21 protein-coding genes and 1 pseudogene are annotated in these 24,719 nt (G+C 71.8%); 12 read left to right on the forward strand and 10 right to left on the reverse strand.

The window, feature by feature from the left end:
* Nucleotides 1-206 precede the first annotated feature (206 nt).
* Nucleotides 207-1,835, reverse strand: a complete 1,629-nt coding sequence (pruA, locus tag ACFP2T_RS00145; protein WP_377415944.1) for an L-glutamate gamma-semialdehyde dehydrogenase — start codon at nucleotides 1,833-1,835, stop codon at nucleotides 207-209.
* A 377-nt stretch (nucleotides 1,836-2,212) separates the two neighbouring features.
* On the opposite strand from pruA, the gene ACFP2T_RS00150 reads away from it, so the two are divergent.
* A complete protein-coding gene (locus ACFP2T_RS00150; RefSeq protein WP_377415946.1) occupies nucleotides 2,213-3,475 on the forward strand; it encodes a hypothetical protein in 1,263 nt (420 codons plus the stop codon).
* A 28-nt stretch (nucleotides 3,476-3,503) separates the two neighbouring features.
* Here ACFP2T_RS00150 and ACFP2T_RS00155 read toward each other — a convergent pair whose 3' ends face one another.
* Both ACFP2T_RS00155 and ACFP2T_RS00160 read right to left on the reverse strand, forming a co-directional pair.
* Nucleotides 3,504-4,016, reverse strand: coding sequence for a DUF6912 family protein (locus ACFP2T_RS00155; RefSeq protein WP_377415948.1), 513 nt, complete (start codon nucleotides 4,014-4,016; stop codon nucleotides 3,504-3,506).
* A 177-nt stretch (nucleotides 4,017-4,193) separates the two neighbouring features.
* Nucleotides 4,194-4,655 carry a rhodanese-like domain-containing protein gene (locus ACFP2T_RS00160; RefSeq protein WP_377415950.1) on the reverse strand — a complete coding sequence of 154 codons (462 nt, stop codon included), beginning with the start codon at nucleotides 4,653-4,655 and terminating at the stop codon, nucleotides 4,194-4,196.
* A gap of 92 nt (nucleotides 4,656-4,747) precedes the next feature.
* On the opposite strand from ACFP2T_RS00160, the gene ACFP2T_RS00165 reads away from it, so the two are divergent.
* The 3 genes from ACFP2T_RS00165 (at nucleotide 4,748) to ACFP2T_RS00175 (ending at nucleotide 6,418) form a co-directional block, all read left to right on the forward strand.
* Entirely contained in the window at nucleotides 4,748-5,230 is a 483-nt protein-coding gene (locus tag ACFP2T_RS00165; protein ID WP_377415952.1) for an Lrp/AsnC family transcriptional regulator, read from the forward strand.
* Between the two features lie 33 nt (nucleotides 5,231-5,263).
* The gene (locus ACFP2T_RS00170; protein ID WP_377415954.1) at nucleotides 5,264-5,491 is read left to right on the forward strand and encodes a helix-turn-helix transcriptional regulator; all 228 of its coding nucleotides are present in this window, start codon (nucleotides 5,264-5,266) and stop codon (nucleotides 5,489-5,491) included.
* Nucleotides 5,492-5,776: 285 nt separating this feature from the next.
* Entirely contained in the window at nucleotides 5,777-6,418 is a 642-nt protein-coding gene (locus tag ACFP2T_RS00175; RefSeq protein WP_377415956.1) for an Rv3235 family protein, read from the forward strand.
* Nucleotides 6,419-6,513: 95 nt separating this feature from the next.
* Here ACFP2T_RS00175 and secA read toward each other — a convergent pair whose 3' ends face one another.
* Nucleotides 6,514-9,387 carry a preprotein translocase subunit SecA gene (gene secA / locus ACFP2T_RS00180; RefSeq protein ID WP_377415958.1) on the reverse strand — a complete coding sequence of 958 codons (2,874 nt, stop codon included), beginning with the start codon at nucleotides 9,385-9,387 and terminating at the stop codon, nucleotides 6,514-6,516.
* A gap of 171 nt (nucleotides 9,388-9,558) precedes the next feature.
* Between secA and ACFP2T_RS00185 the strand changes: the two genes are divergently transcribed.
* Nucleotides 9,559-10,794: a GNAT family N-acetyltransferase gene (locus tag ACFP2T_RS00185; protein ID WP_377415960.1), complete on the forward strand. Its 1,236-nt coding sequence runs from the start codon at nucleotides 9,559-9,561 to the stop codon at nucleotides 10,792-10,794.
* 100 nt (nucleotides 10,795-10,894) lie between these two features.
* Here ACFP2T_RS00185 and hpf read toward each other — a convergent pair whose 3' ends face one another.
* The 5 genes and pseudogenes from hpf to mtrA all read right to left on the reverse strand — a co-directional run bounded on the left by hpf (nucleotide 10,895) and on the right by mtrA (nucleotide 17,142).
* Nucleotides 10,895-11,554 (reverse strand): ribosome hibernation-promoting factor, HPF/YfiA family, encoded by a 660-nt coding sequence (gene hpf / locus ACFP2T_RS00190; RefSeq protein ID WP_377415962.1) that lies wholly within the window; start codon nucleotides 11,552-11,554, stop codon nucleotides 10,895-10,897.
* Nucleotides 11,555-11,811: 257 nt separating this feature from the next.
* A complete protein-coding gene (locus ACFP2T_RS00195; RefSeq protein WP_377415964.1) occupies nucleotides 11,812-12,522 on the reverse strand; it encodes a ComF family protein in 711 nt (236 codons plus the stop codon).
* 46 nt (nucleotides 12,523-12,568) lie between these two features.
* Entirely contained in the window at nucleotides 12,569-14,395 is a 1,827-nt protein-coding gene (locus ACFP2T_RS00200) for an LpqB family beta-propeller domain-containing protein (protein ID WP_377415966.1), read from the reverse strand.
* A gap of 248 nt (nucleotides 14,396-14,643) precedes the next feature.
* Nucleotides 14,644-16,323 (reverse strand): annotated as a pseudogene (gene mtrB, locus ACFP2T_RS00205) (MtrAB system histidine kinase MtrB); the annotation flags it as partial.
* Nucleotides 16,324-16,452: 129 nt separating this feature from the next.
* Nucleotides 16,453-17,142, reverse strand: coding sequence for an MtrAB system response regulator MtrA (gene mtrA, locus ACFP2T_RS00210; protein WP_196199354.1), 690 nt, complete (start codon nucleotides 17,140-17,142; stop codon nucleotides 16,453-16,455).
* A 254-nt stretch (nucleotides 17,143-17,396) separates the two neighbouring features.
* Between mtrA and ACFP2T_RS00215 the strand changes: the two genes are divergently transcribed.
* The 5 genes from ACFP2T_RS00215 to ACFP2T_RS00235 all read left to right on the forward strand — a co-directional run bounded on the left by ACFP2T_RS00215 (nucleotide 17,397) and on the right by ACFP2T_RS00235 (nucleotide 22,534).
* Nucleotides 17,397-18,248 carry a hypothetical protein gene (locus tag ACFP2T_RS00215; RefSeq protein WP_377415968.1) on the forward strand — a complete coding sequence of 284 codons (852 nt, stop codon included), beginning with the start codon at nucleotides 17,397-17,399 and terminating at the stop codon, nucleotides 18,246-18,248.
* Nucleotides 18,245-18,847, forward strand: coding sequence for a DUF4129 domain-containing protein (locus ACFP2T_RS00220; RefSeq protein ID WP_377415970.1), 603 nt, complete (start codon nucleotides 18,245-18,247; stop codon nucleotides 18,845-18,847). The genes ACFP2T_RS00215 and ACFP2T_RS00220 overlap by 4 nt, the downstream gene beginning before the upstream one ends.
* A complete protein-coding gene (locus tag ACFP2T_RS00225; protein WP_377415972.1) occupies nucleotides 18,844-20,190 on the forward strand; it encodes a DUF4350 domain-containing protein in 1,347 nt (448 codons plus the stop codon). Before ACFP2T_RS00220 ends, ACFP2T_RS00225 begins: the two co-directional genes overlap by 4 nt.
* 107 nt (nucleotides 20,191-20,297) lie before the next feature.
* A complete protein-coding gene (locus ACFP2T_RS00230) occupies nucleotides 20,298-21,227 on the forward strand; it encodes an AAA family ATPase (RefSeq protein WP_377417790.1) in 930 nt (309 codons plus the stop codon).
* Nucleotides 21,224-22,534, forward strand: coding sequence for a DUF58 domain-containing protein (locus tag ACFP2T_RS00235; protein WP_377415974.1), 1,311 nt, complete (start codon nucleotides 21,224-21,226; stop codon nucleotides 22,532-22,534). Before ACFP2T_RS00230 ends, ACFP2T_RS00235 begins: the two co-directional genes overlap by 4 nt.
* Here ACFP2T_RS00235 and ACFP2T_RS00240 read toward each other — a convergent pair.
* Complete coding sequence (locus ACFP2T_RS00240) at nucleotides 22,512-23,465, reverse strand: stage II sporulation protein M (RefSeq protein ID WP_377415976.1); 954 nt, start codon at nucleotides 23,463-23,465, stop codon at nucleotides 22,512-22,514. The genes ACFP2T_RS00235 and ACFP2T_RS00240 overlap by 23 nt on opposite strands.
* A 42-nt stretch (nucleotides 23,466-23,507) precedes the next feature.
* Between ACFP2T_RS00240 and ACFP2T_RS00245 the strand changes: the two genes are divergently transcribed.
* Both ACFP2T_RS00245 and ACFP2T_RS00250 read left to right on the forward strand, forming a co-directional pair.
* Entirely contained in the window at nucleotides 23,508-24,518 is a 1,011-nt protein-coding gene (locus ACFP2T_RS00245; RefSeq protein ID WP_377415978.1) for an RDD family protein, read from the forward strand.
* Entirely contained in the window at nucleotides 24,515-24,676 is a 162-nt protein-coding gene (locus tag ACFP2T_RS00250; RefSeq protein WP_377415980.1) for a hypothetical protein, read from the forward strand. The genes ACFP2T_RS00245 and ACFP2T_RS00250 overlap by 4 nt, the downstream gene beginning before the upstream one ends.
* Nucleotides 24,677-24,719: the final 43 nt, after the last annotated feature.

Below are 24,719 nucleotides of genomic sequence, written 5' to 3' on the forward strand. Positions count from 1 at the left end.
CGCGTTCCTCCCCCTGGCCGGTCGCCGTCCGTCGTCCCTCGCGGTCGACGGTCGGGCACCTTCCGTTGTCTGGGAGTGACGCTAAGTCGATCAGATCGGGTGGTGGGCGGGCGCGGCGGGGCCTGGCACGAACCGGGGACCAGCGGGCCGACCCGGGATCGTGGCGGACCGGGACACGGCCGGCACAATGCGGACGGGCGGCCCGGTCAGCCCATGTGCGGGTAGCGGTGGTCGGTCGGCGGCGCGAAGGTCTCCTTCAACGTCCGTGGCGACATCCAGCGGGCCAGGTTGTGCCACGAACCAGCCTTGTCGTTCGTGCCGCTCGCCCGGGCACCGCCGAACGGCTGCTGCCCGACCACGGCACCGGTCGGCTTGTCGTTGATGTAGAAGTTGCCGGCCGCGTACCGGAGCGTCTCGGTGGCCCAGTCGACCACCCGGCGATCGGTGGCGAAGATCGAGCCGGTGAGTGCGTACGGCGCGATCGACTCGGCCTGCCGTACCACCTCCTCGAAGCGGGCGTCGTCGTAGACGTGCACGCCGAGGATCGGACCGAAGTACTCGGTGGTGAACGAGTCGTGCCCGGGATCGTCGCACTCGAACAGGGTGGGCCGGACGAACCAGCCCACCGAGTCGTCGGCGGTGCCACCGGCGACGATCCGGCAGGAGGGATCCGTGGAGATCATGTCCAGTGCGGCGGTGTGCCGGGCGAACGCCTTGGCGTCGATCACCGCACCGCCGAAGTTGCCGAAGTCGGTGACGTCCCCGTACGCCAGTTCCTCGGCGGTGGCCGCCAGCCGGTCCCGCAGGCCGCCGTACCAGAGCGAGCGCGGCACGTACGCCCGGGACGCGGCCGAGCACTTCTGCCCCTGGTACTCGTACGCCCCGCGGATCAGCGCGGTGTGCAGCGCGTCGGCGTCGGCGCTCGGGTGCGCGACGACGAAGTCCTTGCCGCCGGTCTCGCCGACCAGCCGGGGGTAGCCCCGGTAGTTCGCGATGTTCGCCCCGACGCCCTGCCAGAGCTTCTGGAACACCTTGGTCGACCCGGTGAAGTGGATGCCGGCCAGGTCGGGATCGGCCAGTGCGACCTCGGAGACCGCGATGCCGTCCCCGGTGACCATGTTGATCACGCCGGGCGGCAGGCCGGCCGCCTCGAAGAGCCGCATGGTGAAGTGCGCCGCGAGTTGCTGGGTCGGCGCGGGCTTCCACACCACGGTGTTGCCGACCAGGGCGGGCGCCGCCGGCAGGTTGGCCGCGATCGCGGTGAAGTTGAACGGCGTGACCGCGTAGACGAAGCCCTCCAGCGGCCGGTGGTCGAACCGGTTCCACACTCCGCTCGACGACATCGGCTGCTCGGCGAGCAACTTGCGGGCGAAGGCGACGTTGAACCGCAGGAAGTCGATCAACTCACACGCGGCGTCGATCTCGGCCTGGATGGCCGTCTTCGACTGGCCGAGCATCGTCGCCGCGTTCAGCGTGTCCCGCCAGGGACCGGCGAGCAGGTCGGCAGCCCGGAGAAAAACGGCAGCCCGGTCCGCAAAGGACAAATTACGCCACATCGGGGCGGCTTGCCTCGCGGCCGTCACCGCCGCCTGCGCATCCGCGTTGGTTGCGTTGTGGGTGACCCCCAGCACGTGCTGGTGCCGGTGCGGCTGCACGACGTCGATCGCGGCACCCGCGCCCATCCGTTGCGTACCGCCGATCGTCATCGGCAGGTCCCGCCGCTCGGCGGCCAACTCGCCGAGCCGGCGCTGCAGGCTGACCCGCTCGGCGCTGCCGGGCGCGTAGTCGCGGACCGGCTCGTTGTGCGGCTCGGGTACGGAGAGAACGGCGTCCATGGCATGCTCCTGGGCGATCTCGACAACGTCGACGAAATCGGACCCACCGGTGCCGACCGGTCGGCCGAACACCCTGACCCGGACCCTCGGGGATACCGGAGGTACGGGGGCGGGACCTGCACCAATCCTTTCATGGTCGCCCCTGCTCCCCTGCCCGCCAGTCCCCTTCCGCACGATCGCCCGTACGTCCTCGTGGCCCCCCGCACATCCCCCGGGCAGCGCCGCCCGCGGCCGAGGTTCGTCCCGACCGGTCCGCACCGGCACCACGCCACCGCTCGGACCGGCCCGCGTACGCTGAGGGACCGGCGGCTGTGGTCCGGCCGCAGCCCCCATCGCCGCCCCGTCGACGCGGCCGGTCACCTGTTGAAGGGGAGATGATGACGAAAGAGTCCGGCACAACCGCGATCTCCGATCCGGACCAGCCGGTCGACCTGGAGTCGCCGCCGGCCGCCACCGCCCCGCCACCCGTGGCGGCACCCGGTGCCGTCGCGCTCGCCCTGCTCTCCCTGGGTTGGCTGGCCGCGATGCTCTGGTCGGCCAAGGCGGAGATCTCCTCCTCCGAGGTCAGCTCGATGGCGATCACCTCGGCCGCGTACGCCCTGCCCGGGGTCATCTCGGCGAGCCTGGTCAGCGGCGCCGCGGTCAGCGTCACCCTGGCGAACCTGCTGACCCGCCTCGGCGTCCGCCGCAGCACCCCGCGCTTCGCCGCGGCGCTGGCCGCGGGACTCGCCACCGGGCTGTTGGCCGCGCTGGTGGTGACCCTCAGCTACGGCGACGGCTCGGCGATCATGGTCCTCGCCGGTACCACCGCGGCAGCGGCCACCGTCGGCGGGATCGCCGGTGGACTGCGGGGCACGCTGGTGGTGGCCGCCATCGTCACCGCCGGGCTGGCCGTCTTCGCGGTCGGCTTCGCGCTGAGCTACTACCAGGAGCCGCTGCTGTCGCTCTACGGCTCGGGCGACACCCAGGCATCCCAGCTCACCGCGTTCCGCTGGTTCTCCCGGACATCGTCGCTGGCCGGCGGGCTGGCGGCCGGACTACTCGCATTCGGATATCTGCGGCTGGCCGGCCGACGGATCGCCGACCGGACCGGTGCGGCGATCCCGCTGCGCGGGCCGGCATACCTGATCGCGGGCGCCGGGGCCGGCTTGCTGCTGCTCACCGCCGAGGTCCTCACCCGGACCGCGGGCGCGGAGGTGCTTCGGCTGGCCGGCGCGGTCAGCGAGGCCGACAGCGCTGGGCAGAACTGGCTCGGTGGTGAGCGGATCATCCACGGGATGCTCGTCCTCTTCGTCGGCGCGCTCACCGCGCTCATCGCATTCGGCCGTACGCTCCGTCCGGTCGAGGAGTCGATGACCGGCACGACGCCCGAGCCGCGGGACCCCGACCACGACGGAGCCGTGGACGGCCGGGGCTCGGACGACGGGCACCCGGAGGCCGGCGTCGCCGACGACGGGGACACGGAAGAGCGGGCGGAGGAGCCCGGTGCCGAGCCGAGGGCCGCTGCCGACGGGCCTGACGAGGCGGCCAGGGCCGGAACGGGAGACAGGGCCGAAGCCGGGGACAGGGCCGAGCCGGACGACGGGGTCGAGCCGGACGACCGCCCCGAGCCGGCCAGCCAGCGGGTCGGCCAGCGGTAGCGAGCGAGCCGGAGTCAGCGAGCCGGAGTCAGCGAGCCGGGTCGGCGAACGCGTCGAGTTCCGTCGGGGCGTACCACTCCAGTTCGTGGTCCTCGGCCCCGTCCACGGTGAACTGCGCGTCCTCGTCACCCGACAACGCCTGCTCGACCACGGCGGCCGCCGCCGCGACGTCGTCGGCGGCGTCGACGCCGTCCACGTGGATCGCGGCGACCGTACCGACCGCGATCCGGCCGGTCAGCCGTACGGTGCTGGAGCCGAGTTCGAGGTCCTCCCGCCGTACCGCCCCGGGCGGGAGGTCCGCGGCGACGACCACGCGTCGCCGGGCGGCCCCGGGATCGGCGCGGAGCAGCCGCAGAGCCTCCTGGGCGGCCCGGGTGAAGGCGACGTACTCCAGCTCCTCCTCGTCTCCCTCGGCGTACCACTCCCGCAGTTCAGGGGTTACCGCGTGGCCGTGCGGGGCGAGGATCCACCCCTCCTGCCGCAATTCGGCGAGCATCGGCACGGTGGCCGGGACGTACACCCGGACGAGCTGTTCTGCCACGCTGATCTCCCCGCTCGACGCCCGCTCGCGGCGAGGTCCGCCGCGTCCAACGCCTGATCATGTCCGGCGCCGTTCCTGTGGTACACCCGCGACGCTAGTACACCCACCGCGTACCGGACGGAAGCGGATCCCGGGCCGTGTCGGGTCGGATCCACGGCCCGCGACCACCCGTTCGGCTCAGCGCCGCACCGGGGCGGTCAGCGGGTCGACCGCCCCGGTCACCGTCCCGGTGTCGGCGACCTGGACCGGAAGTCCCTCCCGGATCCAGTACTCGATGCCGCCGATCATCTCCTTGACCTGGTAGCCCCGGCTGGCCAGCGCGTAGGCCGCCTTCGTCGCGCCGTCGCAGCCCGGCCCCCAGCAGTAGGTCACCACCGGAACGGCCCGGTCGAGCAACCGGGCGGCGCGGAGCGGGATCATCCCGGTGGGCAGATGGATCGCGCCGCCGATGTGGCCCTGCCGCCAGGAGGCGAGGTCACGTGTGTCCACCAGGACGAATCCCGGCTCGTCGGTGCCGAGCGCGGCGTACACGTCGGAGACGTCCGTCTGCACCGCCAGCTTGGCGGCGAACCAGGCGGCGGCCTGGTCGGGAGCGGCCGGCGGCGTGGCCAGCACCGGGTTCGGGGTGGTCGTCGTCATGCCCAAACGGTACGGCCGCAGGCGCGCTCCAGGAACGGACGCTGCACGGCCATGGCGCCGATCGGCCGCTGGATCAACGGTATGTTTCCCTCATGACCGCTGATCCACCGGTACTCGACGCGACCGACTGGCGCCTTCTCACCGAACTCCAGCGCAACGGGCGGGCCAGTTTCGCCGATCTCGCCCGACTGGTCGCGATGTCGCCGAGTGCCGTCACGGAACGGGTCAGGCGACTCGAGGAGGCGGGGGTGATCTCCGGCTACCGGGCGGTGGTCGTCCCCGAGCGGGTCGGGCTCGGCATCCTCGCCCTGGTGCGGCTCCGCTATCCCACCGGCAACTACCGGCCCTTCCACGCGCTGCTCGACAGCACGCCGGAGATCGTCGAGGCGCACCACGTGACCGGCGAGGACTGTTTCGTGCTCAAGGTCGTCGCCCGGTCCATGCGCCATCTTGAGCAGGTCGCGGGCCGGATCAGTGGGCTGGGCGCGGTGACCACCAGCGTGGTCTACTCCAGCCCGCTGGCCGGGCGGGACCTGACGGCGGAGGCGGCGACGCCGCAGTCGGTGGCAAACTAAGGCAACCGCCGTCTACCGACCGGGAGTTCGCCTGTGGAGCCGAGGTTCCTGCTGCTGTCCGACGTCGCCGCCGAGCTGAACGTCTCGGACTCGCAGGTCTACCACATGGTTCGCAGCGGGGAACTGCCCGCGATCAAGATCGGTGGGCGCGGCCAGTGGCGGGTCGAACGGGCCCGGCTGGAGGAGTACATCGCGCGCAAGTACGCCGAGACCGCCGACTGGGTTGCCGGCAACCCGCTGGTGGACCGGGTACCCGAGTAGTTCTCCCTCGCCGCCGGACCTCCCGGCGGGTCCGACGTACCCGCCGCCTGCCGTGCCGGCTCCGCCCTCGGTCGAGCCGGCGTTTGTTGTCGGTCCGGACCGCTACGGTCTCGACCTGACCGGCGGAATCGGCGGGTCGACGGGAGCCATTGACGACGGGCAGTGAGTCCGCTACAAATTACCGCGTCGGAGGCAAACGAAAGCAAACGCAAGATCACGGGAGGATTCGTCATGCCCCTCGCACGCAGCCGGTCGCCCGTTCGCCCCTCCGTGCGACTTCTACCCGTGCCGCCCCTCGATCCGCCCTTCGACGACGAGTACGTCCCCGAGATCTGGCCCGACCGGCCGACCGAGCCGACGACCCGGTCGGTCGCCACTCCCGAGCCGACGCCCCGCCCGATCGCCACCTCCGAGCCGACGATCCGCCCGGTCGCCACCACTTCTCAGCAGACCCGCGCCGTCTCCGCTCGCCGGCCCCTGCGGGCGGTGCCCGTCGCGCGGGCCGGCGGCCCGGTCCCGCCGGAGTGCGGGGCCACCGCCGCACCGGCCGCCGTCGCGCCGCTGCCGGAGGCCCTCGCCGGCGCGACCCCCGAGGCGAAGCATGCGGCGCGACGGTTCCTGGCCACCTGCCTCGAAATCGTCAACGGCTACCGCCCGGCCGGGCACGTCCGCCCGCTGTCCAGTCCGGCCGAGGCCGCCGGGATCGTCGAGCAGCTCGCCTCCGCCGCCACCCGGATCGGCGGCCGAAGCCGGCCAGGTCAGCCGGTCCGCACCGTACGGTTGCAGCGGCTCCGGGTCTGCGAGCCGCGCCCGGGTGTCGCCGAGGCCGCCGCGGCGGTCGGTGTCGCCGGGCGCACCTGGGCGGTGGCGTTTCGGATCGAACGCCGCCGGGGCAGTTGGGTCGGTGTCTCGGTGGAGGTGCTCTGACCTGCCGGTCGATCAGCGGACGACGGCGTCACCGGACGGACGTACCCCGGCCGCTCGACGGCGACCGGGGTACGGGGTAGATCAGGCCGTGCGGCTCAGGCGCCGCCGCCGGGCGCCCCGTGGCAGCGCTTGTACTTCCGGCCGGACCCGCAGGGGCACGGCGCGTTACGGGACGGCGCGTTGCCACCGGCGGCCTGCCCCTGGGCGGGGCGCCGGGACGCCGACGAAGGTACGGGCGGACCGCCCACTCCGAGCGCCGGGGCCTGCGGCTGCTGGGGGCGCTCCACCGCCACGCCTCCGGTGGCCGGGGCTCCGCCGTCGATGGTCGGCGCCGAATACTGCAACCCCTGGGTGCGGGGTGCCCGCCCGAGGCCCTTGGCCCGGATCTCGACCGGCGGATCCGTCTTCATCGGCATCGGCGACGGGCCCGACTGGGCCGGAGCCGGAGCCGGGCTGGCCTCCTCGACCTGGACGTCCAGGTTGTAGAGGAAGCCGACCGTCTCCTCCTTGATCCCGTCCATCATGGTGGCGAACATGTCGAAGCCCTCGCGCTGGTACTCCACCACCGGGTCACGCTGGGCGTAGGCGCGCAGCGTGATGCCCTCCTGGAGGTAGTCCATCTCGTAGAGGTGCTCGCGCCACTTGCGGTCGATGACCTGGAGCAGCACCATCCGCTCCAACTGGCGCATCGCCTCGCTGCCCAGTTCCTCCTCGCGCCGCTGGTACGCCGCGAAGGCGTCCTGCCTGAGCTGCTCGAGCAGGAAGTCGGCGTCGAGGGTGTTCCGCTCGCCACCGGACTCCTCGACGAGGTCCTCGATGGTGACCCCGACCGGGTAGAGCTGCTTGAGGCTGGTCCAGAGCTGGTCGAGATCCCAGTCCTCGGCGTAGCCGTCCGCGGTCGCGCCGGTCACGTACGCGGTGACGGTGTCGTCGATCATGTGCTGGACCTGGTCGTTCAGGTCCTCGCCGTCGAGCACCCGCTTGCGCTCGGCGTAGACCACCTGGCGCTGCTTGTTCATCACCTCGTCGTACTTGAGGACGTTCTTCCGGATCTCGGCGTTCTGACCCTCGATCTGGGCCTGCGCGCTCTTGATCTGCCGGGTGACCATCTTGGACTCGATGGGCACGTCCTCGGGGATGTTGAAGCGCTCCATCACGGCCTCGACCGCACCGGCCCGGAACCGCTTCATCAACTCGTCCTGGAGCGACAGGTAGAACCGGGACTCGCCGGGGTCACCCTGCCGGCCGGACCGGCCCCGCAGCTGGTTGTCGATCCGCCGCGACTCGTGCCGCTCGGTGCCGAGCACGTACAGGCCGCCGACGGCGGAGACCTCGTCGGCCTCGGCGTCGCAGGCATCCTTCCACCGGGGCAGGATCTCCTCCAGCGCCTTCGCGTAGTCGTCGGCGTGCTCCACCGGGTCCAGGCCGCGCTGGCGCAGTTCGGTGTTCGCCAGGTACTCCGGGTTGCCGCCGAGCAGGATGTCGGTGCCTCGACCGGCCATGTTCGTCGCCACCGTGACGCCGCCCTTGCGGCCGGCCTGGGCGATGATCTCCGCTTCCTTGGCGTGGAACTTGGCGTTCAGCACGGCGTGCGGGATGCCCCGGCGACGCAGCAACTGGGACAGGATCTCGGAGTTCTCCACCGACACGGTGCCGACCAGGACGGGCTGTCCCAGGGCGTGCCGCTCGGCGATGTCCTCCACCACCGCGTTGAACTTGGCCTTCTCGGTCTTGTAGATCACGTCCGGCCGGTCGACCCGGATCATCGGACGGTGGGTGGGAATGGTCACCACGCCGACCTTGTAGACCTTGTTGAACTCGCCGGCCTCGGTCTGCGCCGTACCGGTCATCCCGGACAGCTTGCCGTAGAGCCGGAAGTAGTTCTGGAGGGTGATCGTGGCAAGAGTCTGGTTCTCCTGCTTGATCTCCACGCCTTCCTTGGCCTCGATCGCCTGGTGCATGCCCTCGTTGTAGCGGCGGCCGTGCAGGATCCGGCCGGTGAACTCGTCGACGATCAGGACCTCGCCCTCGGTCACGACGTAGTCCTTGTCGCGCTTGTAGAGCTCCTTGGCCTTGATCGCGTTGTTCAGGTAGCCGACCAGCGGGGTGTGCACCGACTCGTAGAGGTTGTCGATGCCGAGCCGGTCCTCCACCTTGGCGACGCCGCGCTCGGTCACCGCGATGGTCCGCTTGGCGTAGTCGACCTCGTAGTCGCCCGCGCCGTCCTTGCCGGCCTGCAACCGGGCCACCACCCCGGCGAACTCCGAGTACCACCGGGCGGAGTGCTCGGCCGGGCCGGAGATGATCAGCGGTGTCCGGGCCTCGTCGATCAGGATCGAGTCGACCTCGTCGACGATCGCGAAGTTGTGGCCCCGCTGTACCAGGTCGTCCTTGGTCCAGGCCATGTTGTCCCGGAGGTAGTCGAACCCGAACTCGTTGTTGGTGCCGTACGTGATGTCGGCCTCGTAGGCGAGCCGGTGCTCCGCGGACGGCCGGTTGGGCAGGATCACCCCGACGGTCAGGCCGAGGAACTCGTGCACCCGGCCCATCCAGGCCGCGTCCCGCTCGGCGAGGTAGTCGTTCGTCGTGACGATGTGCACGCCCTTGCCGGAGAGCGCGTTCAGGTAGGCCGGCAACACCGAGGTCAGGGTCTTGCCCTCACCGGTCTTCATCTCGGCGATGTTGCCGAAGTGCAGCGCGGCACCACCCATCACCTGTACGTCGTAGTGGCGCTGGCCGAGCACTCGCGATGCCGCCTCGCGCGCCGTGGCGAACGCCTCGGGCAGCAGGTCGTCGAGGGTTTCACCATCCGCCAGCCGCTCGCGGAACTGGTCGGTGAGACCGCGCAGTTCCTCGTCGGTGAGGTTGACGTAGTCGTCCTCGATCGAGTTGACGGCAGCGGCGATCGCCTTGAGCCGGCGCACCATGCGCCCCTCGCCCGCGCGGAGGACCTTTTCCAGAATCGACACGGATCAACGCTCCCCTAGACAGTCTGCCGAACCATCGTAGGCGCATCATCGGCCCTACTGTCAGTCGCGCCGCCCTCGAGGTTGAGCGAGCCGGACAATTCGCCCGATAGTCGCCGTTCCCGCTGCGAAACCCGGTTACGCCCAGCGCGAACCCTCCGGCACGATGGCCGGATGGACCAGAGCGACCGGGCACACCAGGTGGAGATCGTCGAAGCGGGGCTGCTGCTGCGGCCGTGGCGTCCCGAGGACGCCGAAGACGTACACCGGGCCTGCCAGGATCCGGACATCCAGCGTTGGACCACCGTTCCCGCCCCCTACCGGCTCGAACACGCGGTCGACTTCGTGACCAAGATCGCCCCGGAGGCCTGGACGGCCGGCACCGGAGCGCCGTTCGCGGTCTGTGACGCGGCCACCGGCGAACTCCTCGGCTCCTGCGGCCTGGTCACCATCGACCCGCTGCTGCGGTCGGCCGAGGTGGGGTACTGGACCGCTCCGTGGGCCCGTGGCCGGGGGGTCGCCGTCCGGGCCACCCGGGCGGTCTGCCGGTGGGCGTTCGCGCAGTGGGGGCTGCGCCGGATCATCTGGCAGGCCGAGGTCGGTAACCACGCGTCCCGACTGGTCGCCCTCCGGGCCGGCTTCCTGGTCGAGGGACGGCTCCGGCTCGCCCAACCGCATCCGCAGGGTGATCCGGACGGCTGGGTGGGTTCGTTGTTGCCCGGAGAACTGGGCACCCCGCCGACCGGGGACGCGGCCACCACGCCGACCGACGACACCCCGGACGCCGGCCCGGCCGGTCCCGGCTCGCTACCGGCACGTCACGCCGCCGTCTTCGGCTCGCCCCAACCGATACTGTTCGCCAGGGCCTCGGACGGTACGGAACTCCGGCTCCGCCCGCTCGGCGAACCCGACCTGGACCCGATCATCCGGGCCTGCCGCGACCCCGAGAGTATCCGCTGGACCACCGTGCCGGACCCGTACCAGCGCTCGGACGCCGAGTTCTTCGTCCACGAGCACGGCCCGACGGTGTGGCGCCGGGGCACCGGAGCGGTGTTCGCGATCGCCGACGAGTCCGACGAGTACTGCGGCGTCATGGAGTTGCGGCTGTCGTCCACGGACCCCCAGGTCGGCAACCTGGGCTTCATGGTCGCCCCACAGGCGCGGGGTCGGGGCTACTGCCCGGCCGCGGTGACCGCCGTCTGCGCCTGGGGATTCACCGCGCTGCGCATGGTCAGGATCGAGTGGCGGGCCAACGTGGGCAACACCGCCTCCCGCCGGGCCGTCGAGAAGGCCGGTTTCACCTTCGAGGGGACGGCCCGACACGCCCTGATCCACCGGGGTACCCGGATCGACGCCTGGTGCGGCGCGCTGCTGCCCGAGGACATCGCCCTGGCGGGAACGCCCGGCTGAGCCGGAACAGGTCACCCGGCAACGCCTGGCGGGCCGGGCAGCACCGACACACGTCCACCGGACCCGGTCTCCGCCGGGTCCGGTGGAACGCTGGCGGAGATCAGCTGGCCAGGGCCAGGATGCCGTAGTCGTAGCCCTTACGCCGGTAGACGACGCTGGGTCGGCCCGATTCCTTGTCGAGGAACAGGTAGAAGTCGTGCCCGACGAGTTCCATCTGGAACAGCGCGTCGTCGACGGTCATCGGCTCGGCCGGGTGCACCTTCTCCCGCGCGATGTGCCACGGCTGCGCGTCGTCGTACTCGTCGAACTCGGGTTCGGCGGCGACGTGGCCGTTGCCGTTGCCGTTCGACCGTTCCGGGGCGGGTGCGGTGAGGGTGGCCAGCGCCGAGGAACCGAAGTCGGCGACCGGCAGCCCGGCCGTGGCCGCGGCGACGGAGACCGGAGCGTGCCGGCCACGGTGTACGCGGCGGCGGTCGGCGGCCCGACGCAGCCTGGTGTCGAGTTTCGCGATCGCGGCGTCCAGTGCACTGTAGAAGTCCTTCGCGCACGCCTCGGCGCGGACTACGGGACCTCTGGAGATACAGGTAATCTCAATTCGCTGGCAGTGATCGGACTGTCGCGGATTGCGTTCGTGAAAGAGTTCCACGTCGACCCGAATAAGCTTGTGATCGTAGCGCTCGATCTTCGCGAGCTTGTCGGCTACGTGTACCCGGTAATGATCCGGCACCTCGACGTTACGGCCCTTGACCACGATATCCATGCGTGACCTCCCTGCGCCATCGGAGAGTCTGCAGAAACAAAAATCCCGGTCAGCCCGCCCCTGGAAGTCCACTCGGCTTGACCGGATCGCTAACGGCTGCCTCCTTCCAGGTGCCCCAGGGGCGATGGAACACCCCTCATACCCCCGATAAATAAGACGCTAACGCCAATCCGGCCGACAGTCACCCCGGTCACCAAGACCAATTCGAGAAGATTTGCACGGATCGCACGATAGGGTGAAATCGGTGGTACGGAGAGTTAGCCACGCCCTCGTCGGGTGGTGGCCGCGAGCAGCGCCGCCGCGTACACCGGAATGCCGGCGGTCTCCAGCAGCCGGGCCACCGCGGCGAGGGTGACTCCGGTGGTCACGATGTCGTCCAGCACCACGACGGCCCGCCCCGCCGCGCTCCGGCGGACCGCCGGCAGCCGGCCGGCGCGGAGCCGGAAGGCGCTGGCCGCCGCCCGGGCCCGACCGGCACTGTCCAGCGTCGCGGAGTCGGGCCGGGGCAACGCGCGCAGCGGTTGGGCGACCGCCACCGGCCAGCCGGAGTCCCGCAACCGGGCGGCGGTGTGCCGGGACAGCCGGCGAAGATGGTCGCCGTGCCGGGCCCGGGCCGCCCGCGCGGTCGCCGGGACCGGCACCAGCAGGACCGGCCGCCGATCGCCGAGGGCCGTCGCCACCACGTCGGCGAGCAGCACGCCCAGGGGCCGGGCCAGACCGTGTCGCCCCCGCTCCTTGTACGACAACAGCGCTTCCCGCAGCTCACCCTGGTACGCGCCGAGGGCCACGCAGTCCGGCAGGCCGAACGGGGCGGGGCTGGGACGGACCGGTCCCGGACGCAGCGCCTGAAGCGTCCCGGCGCAGGCCGCGCAGGCTCCCTGCCGCAGGGGCAGTCCGGTGCCGCGGCAACCCGCGCACTCGGCCGGCAGCACCAGGTCGGCCAGATCCGCCCAGACCCCCGTCAGCACCGCCGTCCTCCGCCCCGTGGTCAGTGGCGCCAGATCCGCCGTGTGGTCAGTAGAGGTAGAACGGCGCGGTGGGGGCGGTCGTGCCGGGCGGCGGAGTTCCCGGCCCGAGCGAAACCTGGTTCCGGGTGATCGGCGTGCCGGCCGCGTAGGCCACCAGGTTCGACTCGTACACCAGCGGGGGCGACGCCTGCGGTTCCAGGTCATAGGGGTACGCGGCCAGTTCCGTGATCAGCGCACCGACGCCGGTCACCTGCGGCGACTCCCCCGCCCCGTCCACGCTGAGCCGGAAGACCGCCGCCCGTCCGTCCTCCTGCTCCAGACCAGCCACCACCAGGGAGTACTCGCCGAACCAGTCGACCGCGCTCGGCGCTTTCAGCGAGGTCGCGAGCTGACGTACCGACGCGACCGTCAGGGTGCCGTCGACCGGTCGCACCGTTGCGACGTACAACCTGCCGCCGGCGACGAAGGCGATCCGGCGTCCGTCCAGCGAGGCACCCACCGCGGTCACCTGCCCGGAAACCCCGGCGAGCGGGACCTGTTTCAACGCGGCGTCGTCGTTGCTGAACTCCCACAGCTTGCCGTCCGCCACCACCAGTCCGGTCGGCCCGTCGTCGAGGGAATCCTTGAGCCACACCGGTCGGCCCATGGAGCCGTACGACGTGCTACCGGTATCGAAGGTGCCCACCACGCCGAGGCCGGCTCCGACCCGCAGTCGAAGGGAGTTCCCGTTCTTCGTCACCAGGGCGGCCGAGATCTGCTCGCCGTTACGGCTCAGGCCCGCCGAGACGATGTTCTGGTTGGCCTCCGCCGCGATCGGGACCGGGACCGGCTGTCCCTCCCCCGAGTTCAGCAGCGGATAGAGGCTGCCGGCGAGTACGCCGTACCGGGCCGGGGGGCCGCTGATCTGGTAGATCGGGTTGTCCCGGAGGTAGTCGGCGGCCACCATCGTCATCTTCGACTGGTTCTGGATCTTCAGTTCCAGCTCGTCACCGAGCGGCGGGTTGGTCCGCAGGGACCAGATGATCTGTTTGTAGAGCTTCTTCAGGTCGGCGTCGGTCTCCAGCTCCCCCGCCTTGACCGAGAGGTTCACCTCGAGCCGCCCGCCCTCCTTCGGCGCCGGCACGTTCCCCACCACCCCGGTGCCGTCGGGTAGCCGGGTGACGCCGGAATTCAGCCAGTCCGACGGGCCGCCGATCAGCCAGTCGAGCACCTGGGTGGCCCGTCGCTGCACCGGCACCGCGCGCGGAAGGTAGCGCAGGTCGGGCACCAGGGCGTCCCCGTCCTGGTTCCAGAAGTAGATCGTGTGTTCCTCGTAGTAGTTGGCGAGGGCCTCGACGTCCATGAGCAGAACCGGCGGCGGTTTCAGCACCCACAGCCCCTCGGCAGACCCGGGATCGGTCGGCACCGTGCCGATGGTGAAGTTGTACGTGACCTCCGTGTCGTCCGGCTCCCCGATCGACCCGTTGGCCCGCAGCACGCCGACCGGCTGCACCTCGATCTTGACCGTGCTGGTGCCGTCGCTGTTTGGAATGATCCGGGGCGCCCGGAAGAGCATCCGGACGATGTTCACGTCCTCGTTGCCCGATTTCGGAAACCGCTTCTGGGGCACGATGTACTCGTTGACCCGCTTGTACGCCTCGCCCGCCTCGCCCGCCGCGGCGGTCAGGAAGTTGCGGGCGAATTTTTCCGGCTCCATGCCGCTCGCCGTCCGGCCCGGCGGCGGCGCCGCACCCGGGCCGTCCGCCGGAAGGGTGTCGGCCACCGGCCCCCGGCCGTGGACCCGGACATCGGTCTCGTCCGGGATGCCGCACGCGGTCAGCCCCGACGCCAGCAACACCACGCCGGCGAGAATGGCCGCCTGGAACCGTCTCATCGCGTCGCCTCGCTACGTCCGGTGTCGGCCGGCCGCCTCGGCGTGACCAGGCCCTCCGATGCCGAGCCCGAACCGCCCGATCCAGCGGCCGGGCCGGCGGTGCCGACCGGAGCGGCCGATGGCGACCCGGAGGTGGTCGAACCGTCGGCCGGTTCCGCGTCGTCATCCGTCCCGAACCGGTCCTCGGAATCCGCCGGCAGGCGGGTCGGCGCCGCCGGCTCGCCCGCCAGCCCGGCGCCGATCACCTCGCCGGCCCAGGGCTCGTCGCTCGCACCGATCGTCTGGCCGGTGCCATCGCCCTGGCCGAGGAGCCCCACCTCCGTTCCGGCGGCCGGCAGGGCGACGGTCCACCCGTCGGCGACGTTGGCCACCACGGGGGCGTCGGCCGGTACCAGTCGCAGCGGCGACGAGGTCAGTCGGTCACCGGCGCGGGCCGGCAGGGTGAGCCGGAACTGGGCCCCCTCGCCCGGTGCGCCCCACGCCTCCAGCCAGCCGCCGTGCAGCCGGGCGTCCTCCAGGCTGATCGAGAGGCCGAGTCCGGTTCCGCCGGTCTGCCTGGCCCGGGACGGGTCGGCCCGCCAGAACCGGTTGAAGACCAACTTCTCCTCGCCGGGCCTGAGTCCCACACCGTGATCACGAACGGTGACCGCCACCGCGGTGTCGTCCGCGCCGAGGACCACCACCACCGGTTGGCCGGCACCGTGCTCCACGGCGTTGCCCACCAGGTTGCGCAGGATCCGCTCGACCCGGCGCGGATCGACCTCGGCGATCACCGGAGCGTCCGGCACCACCGCCCGCAACGGCACGCCACACCGGCGGGCCAGCGGCTCCAGTCGATCCACCACCCGGTTCACCACCGGCACCAGGTCGGTGGGTTCGGCGTCGAGCATGGCGAACCCGGCGTCGAACCGGCTGATTTCCAGCAGGTCGGTGAGCAGGTCCTCGAACCGGTCCAGCTCGGCGTGCAGCAGCTCGGCGGTACGGGTGACGGCCGGATCGAACTCGTCCCGCTCGGCGTAGATCAGGTCGGCCGCCATCCGTACGGTGGTGAGCGGGGTACGCAGCTCGTGGGAGACGTCCGAGGTGAACCGCCGTTGCAGCCGGGACATCTCCTCCAACCGGACGATCTGCCGTTGCAGGTTGGTCGCCATCTGGTTGAACGAGGCGGCGAGCATCGCCAGATCGTCCTCGCCGTTGACCACCATCCGCTGGTCGAGCAGCCCCGCCGAGAGCCGCTGGGCGGTACGGGCCGCCACCCGTACCGGATTGACGACCAGCCGGGTGACCAGCCCGGAGAGCAGACCGAGCAGCACGACCAGGGCGAACCCGGTGGCCAGTACGGTGGAGCGTGAGCCGATGGCGATCGAGTCCCAGCGGGTCAGCGGGACGAGGTAGTAGAGCTCGACCTGGCCGAACCGGGTCGGCACCGGCGAACCGTAGACGAGGTATTTGACCGGCTCCTCGTCGAACAGGTCACCGGTGCGGATCTGGCTGGCGAGGGAGCCTCCCTCCACCTGCTCCCGGAGTTCCTTGCTGAGCATCCCGTTGACGTTGACCTGGGGCGAGGTCGCGGTCGAGACGCCGGCGTACTCGTACCGGCCGGCCCGCAGCGCCACCACCACCCCGCCGAGCTGCGCCGGATCTCCGCCGGCCAGGTAGTTGACCGTGCTCTCGAAGGTGACCTTCAGCCCCTGCTCCAACGGGCCCGTGTGGTTGCTGAGCTGCTCGGACGCGTACTCCTGGCCGTCCAGGAGCCGACCCTTCACGTCGGCGTCCGCGTTGTCCAGCACGACGTTGGTGATGTTGTCGGCGATAAGATAGGCGAACCCGCCGACCAGCAGGCTCGACGCCACCAGCGTGATGGTGACGACGCGTACCTGGAGCGACCGCCGCCAGGTGCGGTGCAGTCCGGCCGCGGCCGTCGCCATCCGGGCTCCACCGACCCGCCGCAGCCGTCGAGCGGCGACGACGGCACGCCGCAGCCGTCGCCCGGCGAAGGCTGCGCGGGCGAGCTGCACGGAACGCGAAGTCAGGGTGCGGGCCACAGTGCAGCCAGGCTATCCGGTACCCGCCTTGTAGCCGACTCCCCGCACGGTCAGGATGACCTCCGGCCGTTCCGGGTCCGGCTCGATCTTGGCGCGCAGTCGCTGCACGTGCACGTTGACCAGCCGGGTGTCGGCCGCGTGCCGGTAACCCCACACCTGCTCCAGCAGCACCTCCCGGGTGAAGACCTGGCGCGGCTTGCGGGCCAGCGCCACCAGCAGGTCGAACTCCAGCGGGGTCAACTTGACCTCTTCGCCGTCCCGGCTGACGGTGTGCGCCGGCACGTCGATGTTGATCTGGTTGTCGGGCGGCCCGATGGTCAGCAGCTCCGGCGCGGCGTCCTCGCCCCGGCGCAGCCGGGCCCGCATCCGGGCGACCAGCTCCTTGGGCTTGAACGGCTTGACCACGTAGTCGTCGGCGCCCGACTCCAGCCCCAGCACCACGTCGACGGTGTCGCTCTTCGCCGTCAGCATCACGATCGGGATGCCGGATTCGGAGCGGATGGCCCGGGCGACGTCGATCCCGCTCATCCCCGGCAACATGAGGTCGAGCAGGACGATGTCGGGTCGGTTCTCACGGAACGCGGCCAGCGCCCGTTCCCCGTCGGCGACGAACGAGGGCAGAAAGCCCTCACTGCGCAGCACGATACCGAGCATTTCGGCCAGTGCGGGATCGTCGTCGACGACCAGTACCCGGGCTCTCATGGCACTAATATTCCACCCTCTTTTCAACACCGTGGACCCCGCGCCCTCCGACACGACGTCCCGCCGGTCGGTCCCGGTCACGAAGCGCAGTAGCTTACCCCGGCAGACAGGGGGGCACCAGAGGTGAGCTTTCGCTGATCAGAGCGGCTGGCCGGGCCCGTACCGGCCCGCCGGGGCCGGATCGGGTGGACCGACATGTCACCATGACTGCTGCGGCGTTCCCCCGCCACCCCCCATGCCCGCCAGGAGTACGTTTGCCCGACGCCGGCCCGACCGCCGTACTCCCGCTGCGTCCGCTCACGGTCGGTGAGCTGATCGACTCGGCGGTCCTGTTGCTCCGCGATCATGCCCGGGTACTGGTTCCGATCGCCCTCGTCCTGACCGTGCTGGAACAACTTCTGCTCCATCCGCTGCGTCTCGCCGCGGGCGTGGAGCCGCCCGGCTACCTGCCGGACATCAACGGGCTGACGGCCTACTGGTTCCTGCTGGCCGTCGGCGCCGCCACCGAGGCGATGATCATCGCGCTGCTCGGCAATCTGAGCGCCAGGGCGGCCGGAACGGTTCTGCTCGAACCCTCCGGGCGGGTACGCCGGAGGCGACTGCTCCACCCGGAGGGCGCCCGGTTCGCGGTCACGGCGCTCGTCGCCCTGCTGGCCGGCGCGATCATGTTCGCGGCGGCGCTCGCCATGCCGGCCTGGTTGATCGGGTTCGCCCTGCTCGGCTCCGCCGTGCCGGCGATCGTCCTGGACCGGGTCGGGCCACTGCGGGGATTGGTGCGGTCCGCTGCCCTCGCCCTCCGGTCCGTCGGCCGGGCCGGGGCCGTACGACTTCTCGGCTATCTCGTCTGGTGGATCGTGCGGGTCGGGCTGGCCGTGGGCACCGTCTCCGGACTGGGCTCGGTCGGCCTGCTCGACCCGGACTGGAAGGTGCCGGTCAGCCTCGCGGTCTGGGCCGCGGTGAACAGCGTCGCCTACCCCGCGATCGCCTGCCTCGACGCCGTGATCTATCTGGAGACCCGGATCCGCACCGAGGGGCTGGACATCGTCATCGCCCGGGCGCGACAGTCCGGACGGCCCCTGGTCACCCCGATCGCGGGGCACCGGTGAGCTTCAGCCGGTGGTGGACCGAGACCACGGCGGCGATCGGCGACGGGATCCCGCTGCCCCTCGTCGCCCTGCTTCTGGTCCTGGCCGGCGTACTGACCTCGCTGGCCTGGTTCTTCTTCCCCGCCTGGGTGCCGCGCCGGCTGCCCCGCTGGCGGTTCTCCTGGCGGTGGCGACGACGCCCTGCCCGCCCGGCGCCCAGGCCCGAGCCCGAGGCCGCCGATGACGACGAGCCCGAGCCGGGCCTCCCCGACGTCCCTGCCGCGTCACTGGTATCGCACGCCGACCGGCTGGCCGGGGAGGGCCGGTACGCCGAGGCGGTCCGCGAGCGGCTACGCGGAATGGTCCGGACGTTGATCGACCGTGGCGTGCTGGAACACCGGCCCGGGATGACCGTCGCCGAACTGGCGACGGCGGCGACCCGGAGCCGGCCCGAGGTCGACGGACCGCTCGGCGCCGCGGGGCGGATCTTCTCCGACCTCTGGTACGGCCAGCGCCCGGCCCGAGCCGAACACGACGAGCGGATGCGTGAACTCGCCGCCGAACTGGACCGGGCACTCGCCCACCCACGGTCCACCGACAACGGGACGGTTCGGACATGACCCGGCGACGACGGTGGCACCGGATCGTGATCCCGATCGCGCTGGTCCTGCTGCTCCTGGTGGTCACCTGGACCACCCACGCGGTCGACCAGCCCGATCGGGACGATTCCGGCTTCCTCTCCTCGGTGAACACCGACGATGACGGCGCGAGCCGCCTCGCCGCCGAACTGCGGTCCCAGGGCATCGCCATCCAGCGGGTGACCAGTACGCGTCGCGCCCTCAGCCTGGCGCCCCACGACGGTTTCACGCTGTTCGTACCGGCACCGGCGCTGGTCCATCCGCTGTACCTGCGGCTGCTCGTCGACCCGGCCGAGCGGGCCCGGGTCGTACTGGTGGATCCGTCCCAGCGGGTACTCGACGACGCCGACATGCCGTTGGCGACCGCCGACCGCCGCTGGGCCGCCCGTACGGTCGGGACCGAGGCCGACGGCCGCCCCTGTCCACTGCCGGAGGTACGGGCGGCGGGGCCGGCGGCCGCACTCCGCCAGCAGTACACCGATGCGCCCGGGCTCAGTTACCGTGCCGAGCGTTGCTACGACGGTGGACTGGCCAGGAGCCGCTGGCGTGGCAACGACGTCGTGGTGGTCGGTGCCAGTGATCCGTTCCGGAACGACCGGATCGACGAACAGGGCAACGTCGCACTGGCCGCCGGGCTGCTGTCCACATACGGCCTGGTCATCTGGCTCGATCTGGACGGACCCGAGCCGCCACCGCCGTACGATCCGGACGGCGACCTGGAGCCGTGGTCGCCGGTGCCCGGTGAACCGGCCCCGTTCGACGCCGGGGACCCGGACGATCGCGGCGGAGACGGCTCCGAGGAGTACGAGGAGCCCGACCCGAGCCAGCAGGCGAATCCGCCGGACGAGGCCAACCCGCTGTGGGACGCCTTTCCACAGTGGTTCTGGGCACTGCTGGTGCAACTCGCCGTGGCCGTCGTGCTGGCGATGCTGTGGCGCGCCCGCCGGCTCGGGCCACCGGTGACGGAGCCGCTGCCGGTGACCGTCGCCTCCGCCGAGACCGTGTTCGGCCGGGGCCGGCTGTACCAGCGGGCCCGGGCGTACGCGCCGACCGCCGACACCCTGCGCGCGGCCACCCTGCACCGGCTGCTGCCCGCACTCAGTCTGCCGCCGGAGACCGGGCCGGACGAGGTGACCGACGCCGTGACGGCACACACCGGGTGGAGCCGGGCGGACGTGCACCACCTGTTGTACGGGCCGGCGCCCACCACCAACCGGGAGCTGCTCGACCTGGCCCGCGCCCTCGACGGGCTGTCCGGCCTGCCCGCACACACCCCGACCGACCCGCCCCGGCACGACCGCCCCGTCGAAGGAGAAGCCCGTTGACCCGACCCGCCGGAACGACCGACCCGCTGCTGTACGCCGTCTCGCCCGATCGGCCTCCGGCGCAGCCCGGTCCGGCCGACACCGAGTCGGACGAGGCCCGCGCGGCGCTGCACCGACTGCGGGCCGAGGTCGCCAAGGCGGTGGTCGGGCAGGACGCCGTGGTCACCGGCATGGTGATCGCGCTGCTCTGTCGGGGACACGTGCTGCTCGAAGGCGTACCCGGGGTGGCCAAGACCCTGCTGGTGCGGACCATCGCGGCCGCCCTCGACCTGGAGTCGAAGCGGCTCCAGTTCACCCCGGACCTGATGCCCGGCGACGTGACGGGGTCACTCATCTTCGATCCGCGTACCGCCGCCTTCACGTTCCGCGAGGGTCCGGTCTTCACCAACCTGCTGCTGGCCGACGAGATCAACCGGACGCCGCCGAAGACCCAGGCGGCGCTCCTGGAGGTCATGGAGGAGCGGCAGGTGTCGGTGGAGGGCCGCCGCCGGCCGCTGCCGGATCCGTTCATCGTGGCCGCGACCCAGAACCCGGTCGAGTACGAGGGGACCTATCCGCTGCCCGAGGCCCAGCTCGACCGGTTCCTGCTGCACCTGACGATGCCGCTGCCCAACCGCGACGAGGAACTCGGTGTACTTCGGGCGCACCATGCCGGTTTCGATCCCCGCGAACTGACCGCCGCCGGGGTACGGCCCGTGGCCACCCCCGCCGACCTGGCGCTCGCCCGGGCGGCGATCAGTCGGGTCGGCGTCGCCGAGCCGGTCCTCGCGTACATCGTGGACATCTGCCGGGCGACCCGTGCCGTACCCGCCCTGGAACTGGGCGCCTCGCCCCGGGGCGCGATCGGGCTGCTGACCGCCGCCAAGGCGTGGGCCTGGCTGGCCGGCCGTGACCACGTCACCCCGGACGACGTCAAGGCGATCGCCCGGCCGACCCTGCGGCACCGGCTCCGACTTCGTCCGGAGGCCGAACTGGAGGGGGTCACCACCAGATCCGTACTCGACGCGGTGCTGAGCACCGTGCCGACCCCACGATGACCGGACGGGCGGCGGCCCTGCTGGGGACCGGGGCGCTGACCCTCCCGCTGTGGCCGGCGCCGTGGTGGGGCGTACTGGTCATGGTGGGCGTGGTGCTGGCCCTGACCGTGCTCGACTGGCGGCTCGCCGCTCCGCCGGGAGCGATCGAGGCGAGCCGGCACGGCGACCGGACCGTCTGGCTCGGCGACACCGCCACCGTCTCCGTGCACCTGCACAACACCTCGACCCGCCCGCTGCGTGGCCTGGTCCGGGACTCCTGGGTGCCGTCCGCCGGAGCCCGGGTCGACTTCCCCGGTGCTCCGAAGATCGAGATCTCCGCCGGCGACCGGGCGGTGCTGCCCACCCGGCTGACCCCGACCCGTCGGGGCGACCGGCCGGCACTGCGGCTGACCGTGCGGTCGTACGGCCCGCTGGGGCTGGCGTTCCGGCAACGGGCCGAACATCCGACGACTCCACCGTGGACACTCAGGGTCCTGCCCCGTTTCGAGTCCCGGCGCCACCTGCCCGAGAAGCTCGCCCGGCTACGGGTGATCGACGGTACCGGAGTGAGCCGTGGCCGTGGCCAGGGAACGGAGTTCGACACCCTGCGCGAGTACGTCGTCGGCGACGACGTGCGCTCGGTCGACTGGCGGGCCAGTGCGCGCCGGGCCGACGTACTGGTCCGGACCTGGCGACCGGAGCGCGACCGGCGGGTGGTCTGCGTACTCGACACCGGTCGGACCGCCGCGGTGCGGGTCGGGGACGAACCACGGCTGGACGCCGCCATCGACGCGGCCCTGCTGCTGGCGGCGCTCGCCGCCCGCGCCGGCGACCGCGTCGACGTGCTCGGCGTGGACAACGCGGTCCGGGTGGCGCTGACCGGTGGAGCCCAGTCGACGCTGCTGGCCCGGATAGTCAACGCACTCGCGCCGCTCCAGCCCGCCCTGGTCGAGACCGACTTCGAGCTGATCGCCGGGGAGATACTGCGGCGGGAGCGTCGACGCTCCCTGGTGGTCCTCTTCACCGCACTGGAGCCGGGCGCGCTCGGCGAGGGGCTGCTGCCGGTCCTGCCCCGGCTGGCGGCCCGGCACCGGCTGATCGTCGCGTCCGTGCACGACCCGGTGCTGCGTGATCTCACCACCCGGTCACCCGAACGCGTCCAGGACGTCTACGCGACCGCGTCGGCCTGGCGGGCCCTGGGCGACCGGGACCGGGTCCGGACGGCGCTGGCCCGGCACGGCGTGACCGTGGTGGACGCACCGGCCGACCAGCTGGCTCCGATGGTCAGCGACACCTATCTGCGGCTCAAGGCGCTCGGTCGACTCTGAGCGCCCGCCGGCCGAAGACGATCACGTAGCCGAGGAATCCGGCCCAGATGGTCATTCCGATGCCGACCCGTACGGCGGTCGGCACCGCCGCCGGGGTCACGAACGCCTCGATGAGGCCGGCGACGGCGAACAGGCCCACCAGGCCGACCGCGACCAGGATGCCGGAGCGGGCCGCCCGGACCACCGCCTGCCCCCGGGTCAGGTCCGGCGGCGGCGCGATCCAGGCCCAGCCGATCCGCAGGCCCACGCCGGCCGCGATGAAGATGCCGGTCAACTCCAGCAGGCCGTGCGGGGCGATCATGCCGAAGAACAGCCCCGTCCGGTCGTACGAGGCGAGCACCCCGCCGGTCACCCCGATGTTGAGGGCGTTGTGCCAGAGCAGGTAGAAGACCGGCAGGATCAGGATGCCGGCCGCCAGGCAGCGGACCGCCACCCAGGCGTTGTTGGTCCACAACTGAAAGGCGAAACTCGATGCCTCGTGCTCGCTGTAGTAGCCGACGAACCGGGCCTCGAAGAGCTGGGCGGCGGGTCGCTCGCCGATCAGCGCGGCGGCACTCTCCGGGTTCTCGGCGATCCACCACATGAAGAATCCCGCGATCAGGTTGAACCCGACGGCGACGCCGGTCCACCACGGCCACGCCTGGTACACCGCGCCGGGGAGCCTCGTCGAGAAGAACCGGCCGACCGCCGACCAGGAGACGCCGGGCCGACCCGTGAGCCGGGCCTGGGCGGCCAGCACCAACCGGGACAGCCGGGCGACCAGCGCCGGATCGGGTGACCGGCTGCGTACGACGGAGAGGTGGGTGGCCACCCGCTGGTAGAGGGCGATCAGCTCGTCGACCTCGGCGGCGCTGAGTCGGCGCTGACCGGACAGCTGGGCCAGCCGCCGCCACTGCGCGCCGTGCTCCGCGGCGTACGCGTCGAGATCCAACTCAGCTCCCCTGGTTCCGCGACCATAGTGTTCACTGTCTGGGTGACAGCGCAACCACCGAGGTCGGCTTTTGCCCGGCCGGGGTCGTCCACCGGCCTCGGTGCCGATGCCGGTCTGGTCAGCGGCGAAGCGGTCGAGTTGGAGGTCCGGGCCGCCCGGCTCGGATCCCGGGTGCTCGCGCTGCTTATCGACATCGCGGCCCAGTTCGTGATCGCGGTCCTCCTGCTGATCGTCGCGGGAATCCTCATCGACGCGTTCGCCGGCACCGGCCTGCCGGACGAGGCGCTGCTGACCGCGTTGCAGACCGTCGGGGTGGTGCTGCTCCTGGTCGGCTATCCGGTGTCGTGGGAGACGCTGAGCCAAGGTCGTACGCCCGGCAAGCTCGCCGTCGGCCTGCGGGTGGTCCGCGACGACGGCGGGCGGGTGGGGTTCCGCCAGTCGCTGACCCGGAGTCTGGTCGGCGTCGCGGTGGAGTGGCCCGGGCTGGTGCTTCCACTGCTCACCTGGGCGGTGAGCGTCACGGTCATGATGACCGATCCGCGTGGGCGGCGGCTCGGTGACCTGGCGGCGGGCACGATGGTGATCCACGACCGGAGCCCCGCCGGGTCCGGCTACGTTCCGGCCATGGTGCCGCCGCTGACCGGTTGGACCCGCTCCCTGGACCTCACCCGACTCGACGACGGTCTCGCGCTGGCCGTACGTCAGCTGCTCAGCCGGAGTGGGACGCTCACCGAATCCGCCCGGCTCCGGTTGGCCCGGTCACTCTGGGCCGAGGTCGCCGCGGTGACGTCCCCACCACCGCCACCGGGCATGGCCGACTGGGCCTACCTGGCGGCCGTACACGCCGAGCGGCACACCCGGGCCAGACAGCGGCTGGCCCGGACCCGGTCGGTGAGCACGACGCTCTGGCCGGAACTCGTCCCTGCCGCCGCCGAGGCCACCGCCCCCGGGCTGACCTGGCCGGTGCGGCCGGCCGCGCCGCCACCGTCACCGCCGCAAGCCCCGGTCGCTCCGGTGCTCGCCGCCACGCCGCAGGGCGGGGCGGACCGGTGAAGGCGTTCCTGCCCTGGCTCCTGGTACTGGTGGTCGTGCTCGCGCTGAACGCGCTGCGGCTGCGGACCCTCGGCACGGCGGTCGCGATCGCCTGGCTCGTCTACTGCGTATGGACCTGGGTACGGCCCCGCCGCCGCTCGCCGGAATCCGACGGATAGGTCAGCCGGACCCCGGCGGACAAGCGGAACCGGGCCGGCGCGG

The sequence above is a fragment of the Plantactinospora solaniradicis genome, from assembly GCF_042658085.1.
Taxonomy (GTDB): Bacteria; Actinomycetota; Actinomycetes; order Mycobacteriales; family Micromonosporaceae; genus Plantactinospora; species Plantactinospora solaniradicis.

Excerpts from the sequence above, each read along its gene's own strand:
- mtrA (WP_196199354.1), bottom strand. The coding sequence starts at position 17,142 with ATGAGAGCCCGGGTACTGGTCGTCGACGACGATCCCGCACTGGCCGAA.
- ACFP2T_RS00200 (WP_377415966.1), bottom strand. The coding sequence starts at position 14,395 with ATGAGACGGTTCCAGGCGGCCATTCTCGCCGGCGTGGTGTTGCTGGCG.
- ACFP2T_RS00225 (WP_377415972.1), top strand. The coding sequence starts at position 18,844 with ATGACCCGGCGACGACGGTGGCACCGGATCGTGATCCCGATCGCGCTG.
- ACFP2T_RS00185 (WP_377415960.1), top strand. The coding sequence starts at position 9,559 with ATGGACCAGAGCGACCGGGCACACCAGGTGGAGATCGTCGAAGCGGGG.
- ACFP2T_RS00160 (WP_377415950.1), bottom strand. The coding sequence starts at position 4,655 with ATGACGACGACCACCCCGAACCCGGTGCTGGCCACGCCGCCGGCCGCT.
- pruA (WP_377415944.1), bottom strand. The coding sequence starts at position 1,835 with ATGGACGCCGTTCTCTCCGTACCCGAGCCGCACAACGAGCCGGTCCGC.
- ACFP2T_RS00150 (WP_377415946.1), top strand. The coding sequence starts at position 2,213 with ATGACGAAAGAGTCCGGCACAACCGCGATCTCCGATCCGGACCAGCCG.
- ACFP2T_RS00235 (WP_377415974.1), top strand. The coding sequence starts at position 21,224 with ATGACCGGACGGGCGGCGGCCCTGCTGGGGACCGGGGCGCTGACCCTC.
- ACFP2T_RS00165 (WP_377415952.1), top strand. The coding sequence starts at position 4,748 with ATGACCGCTGATCCACCGGTACTCGACGCGACCGACTGGCGCCTTCTC.
- hpf (WP_377415962.1), bottom strand. The coding sequence starts at position 11,554 with ATGGATATCGTGGTCAAGGGCCGTAACGTCGAGGTGCCGGATCATTAC.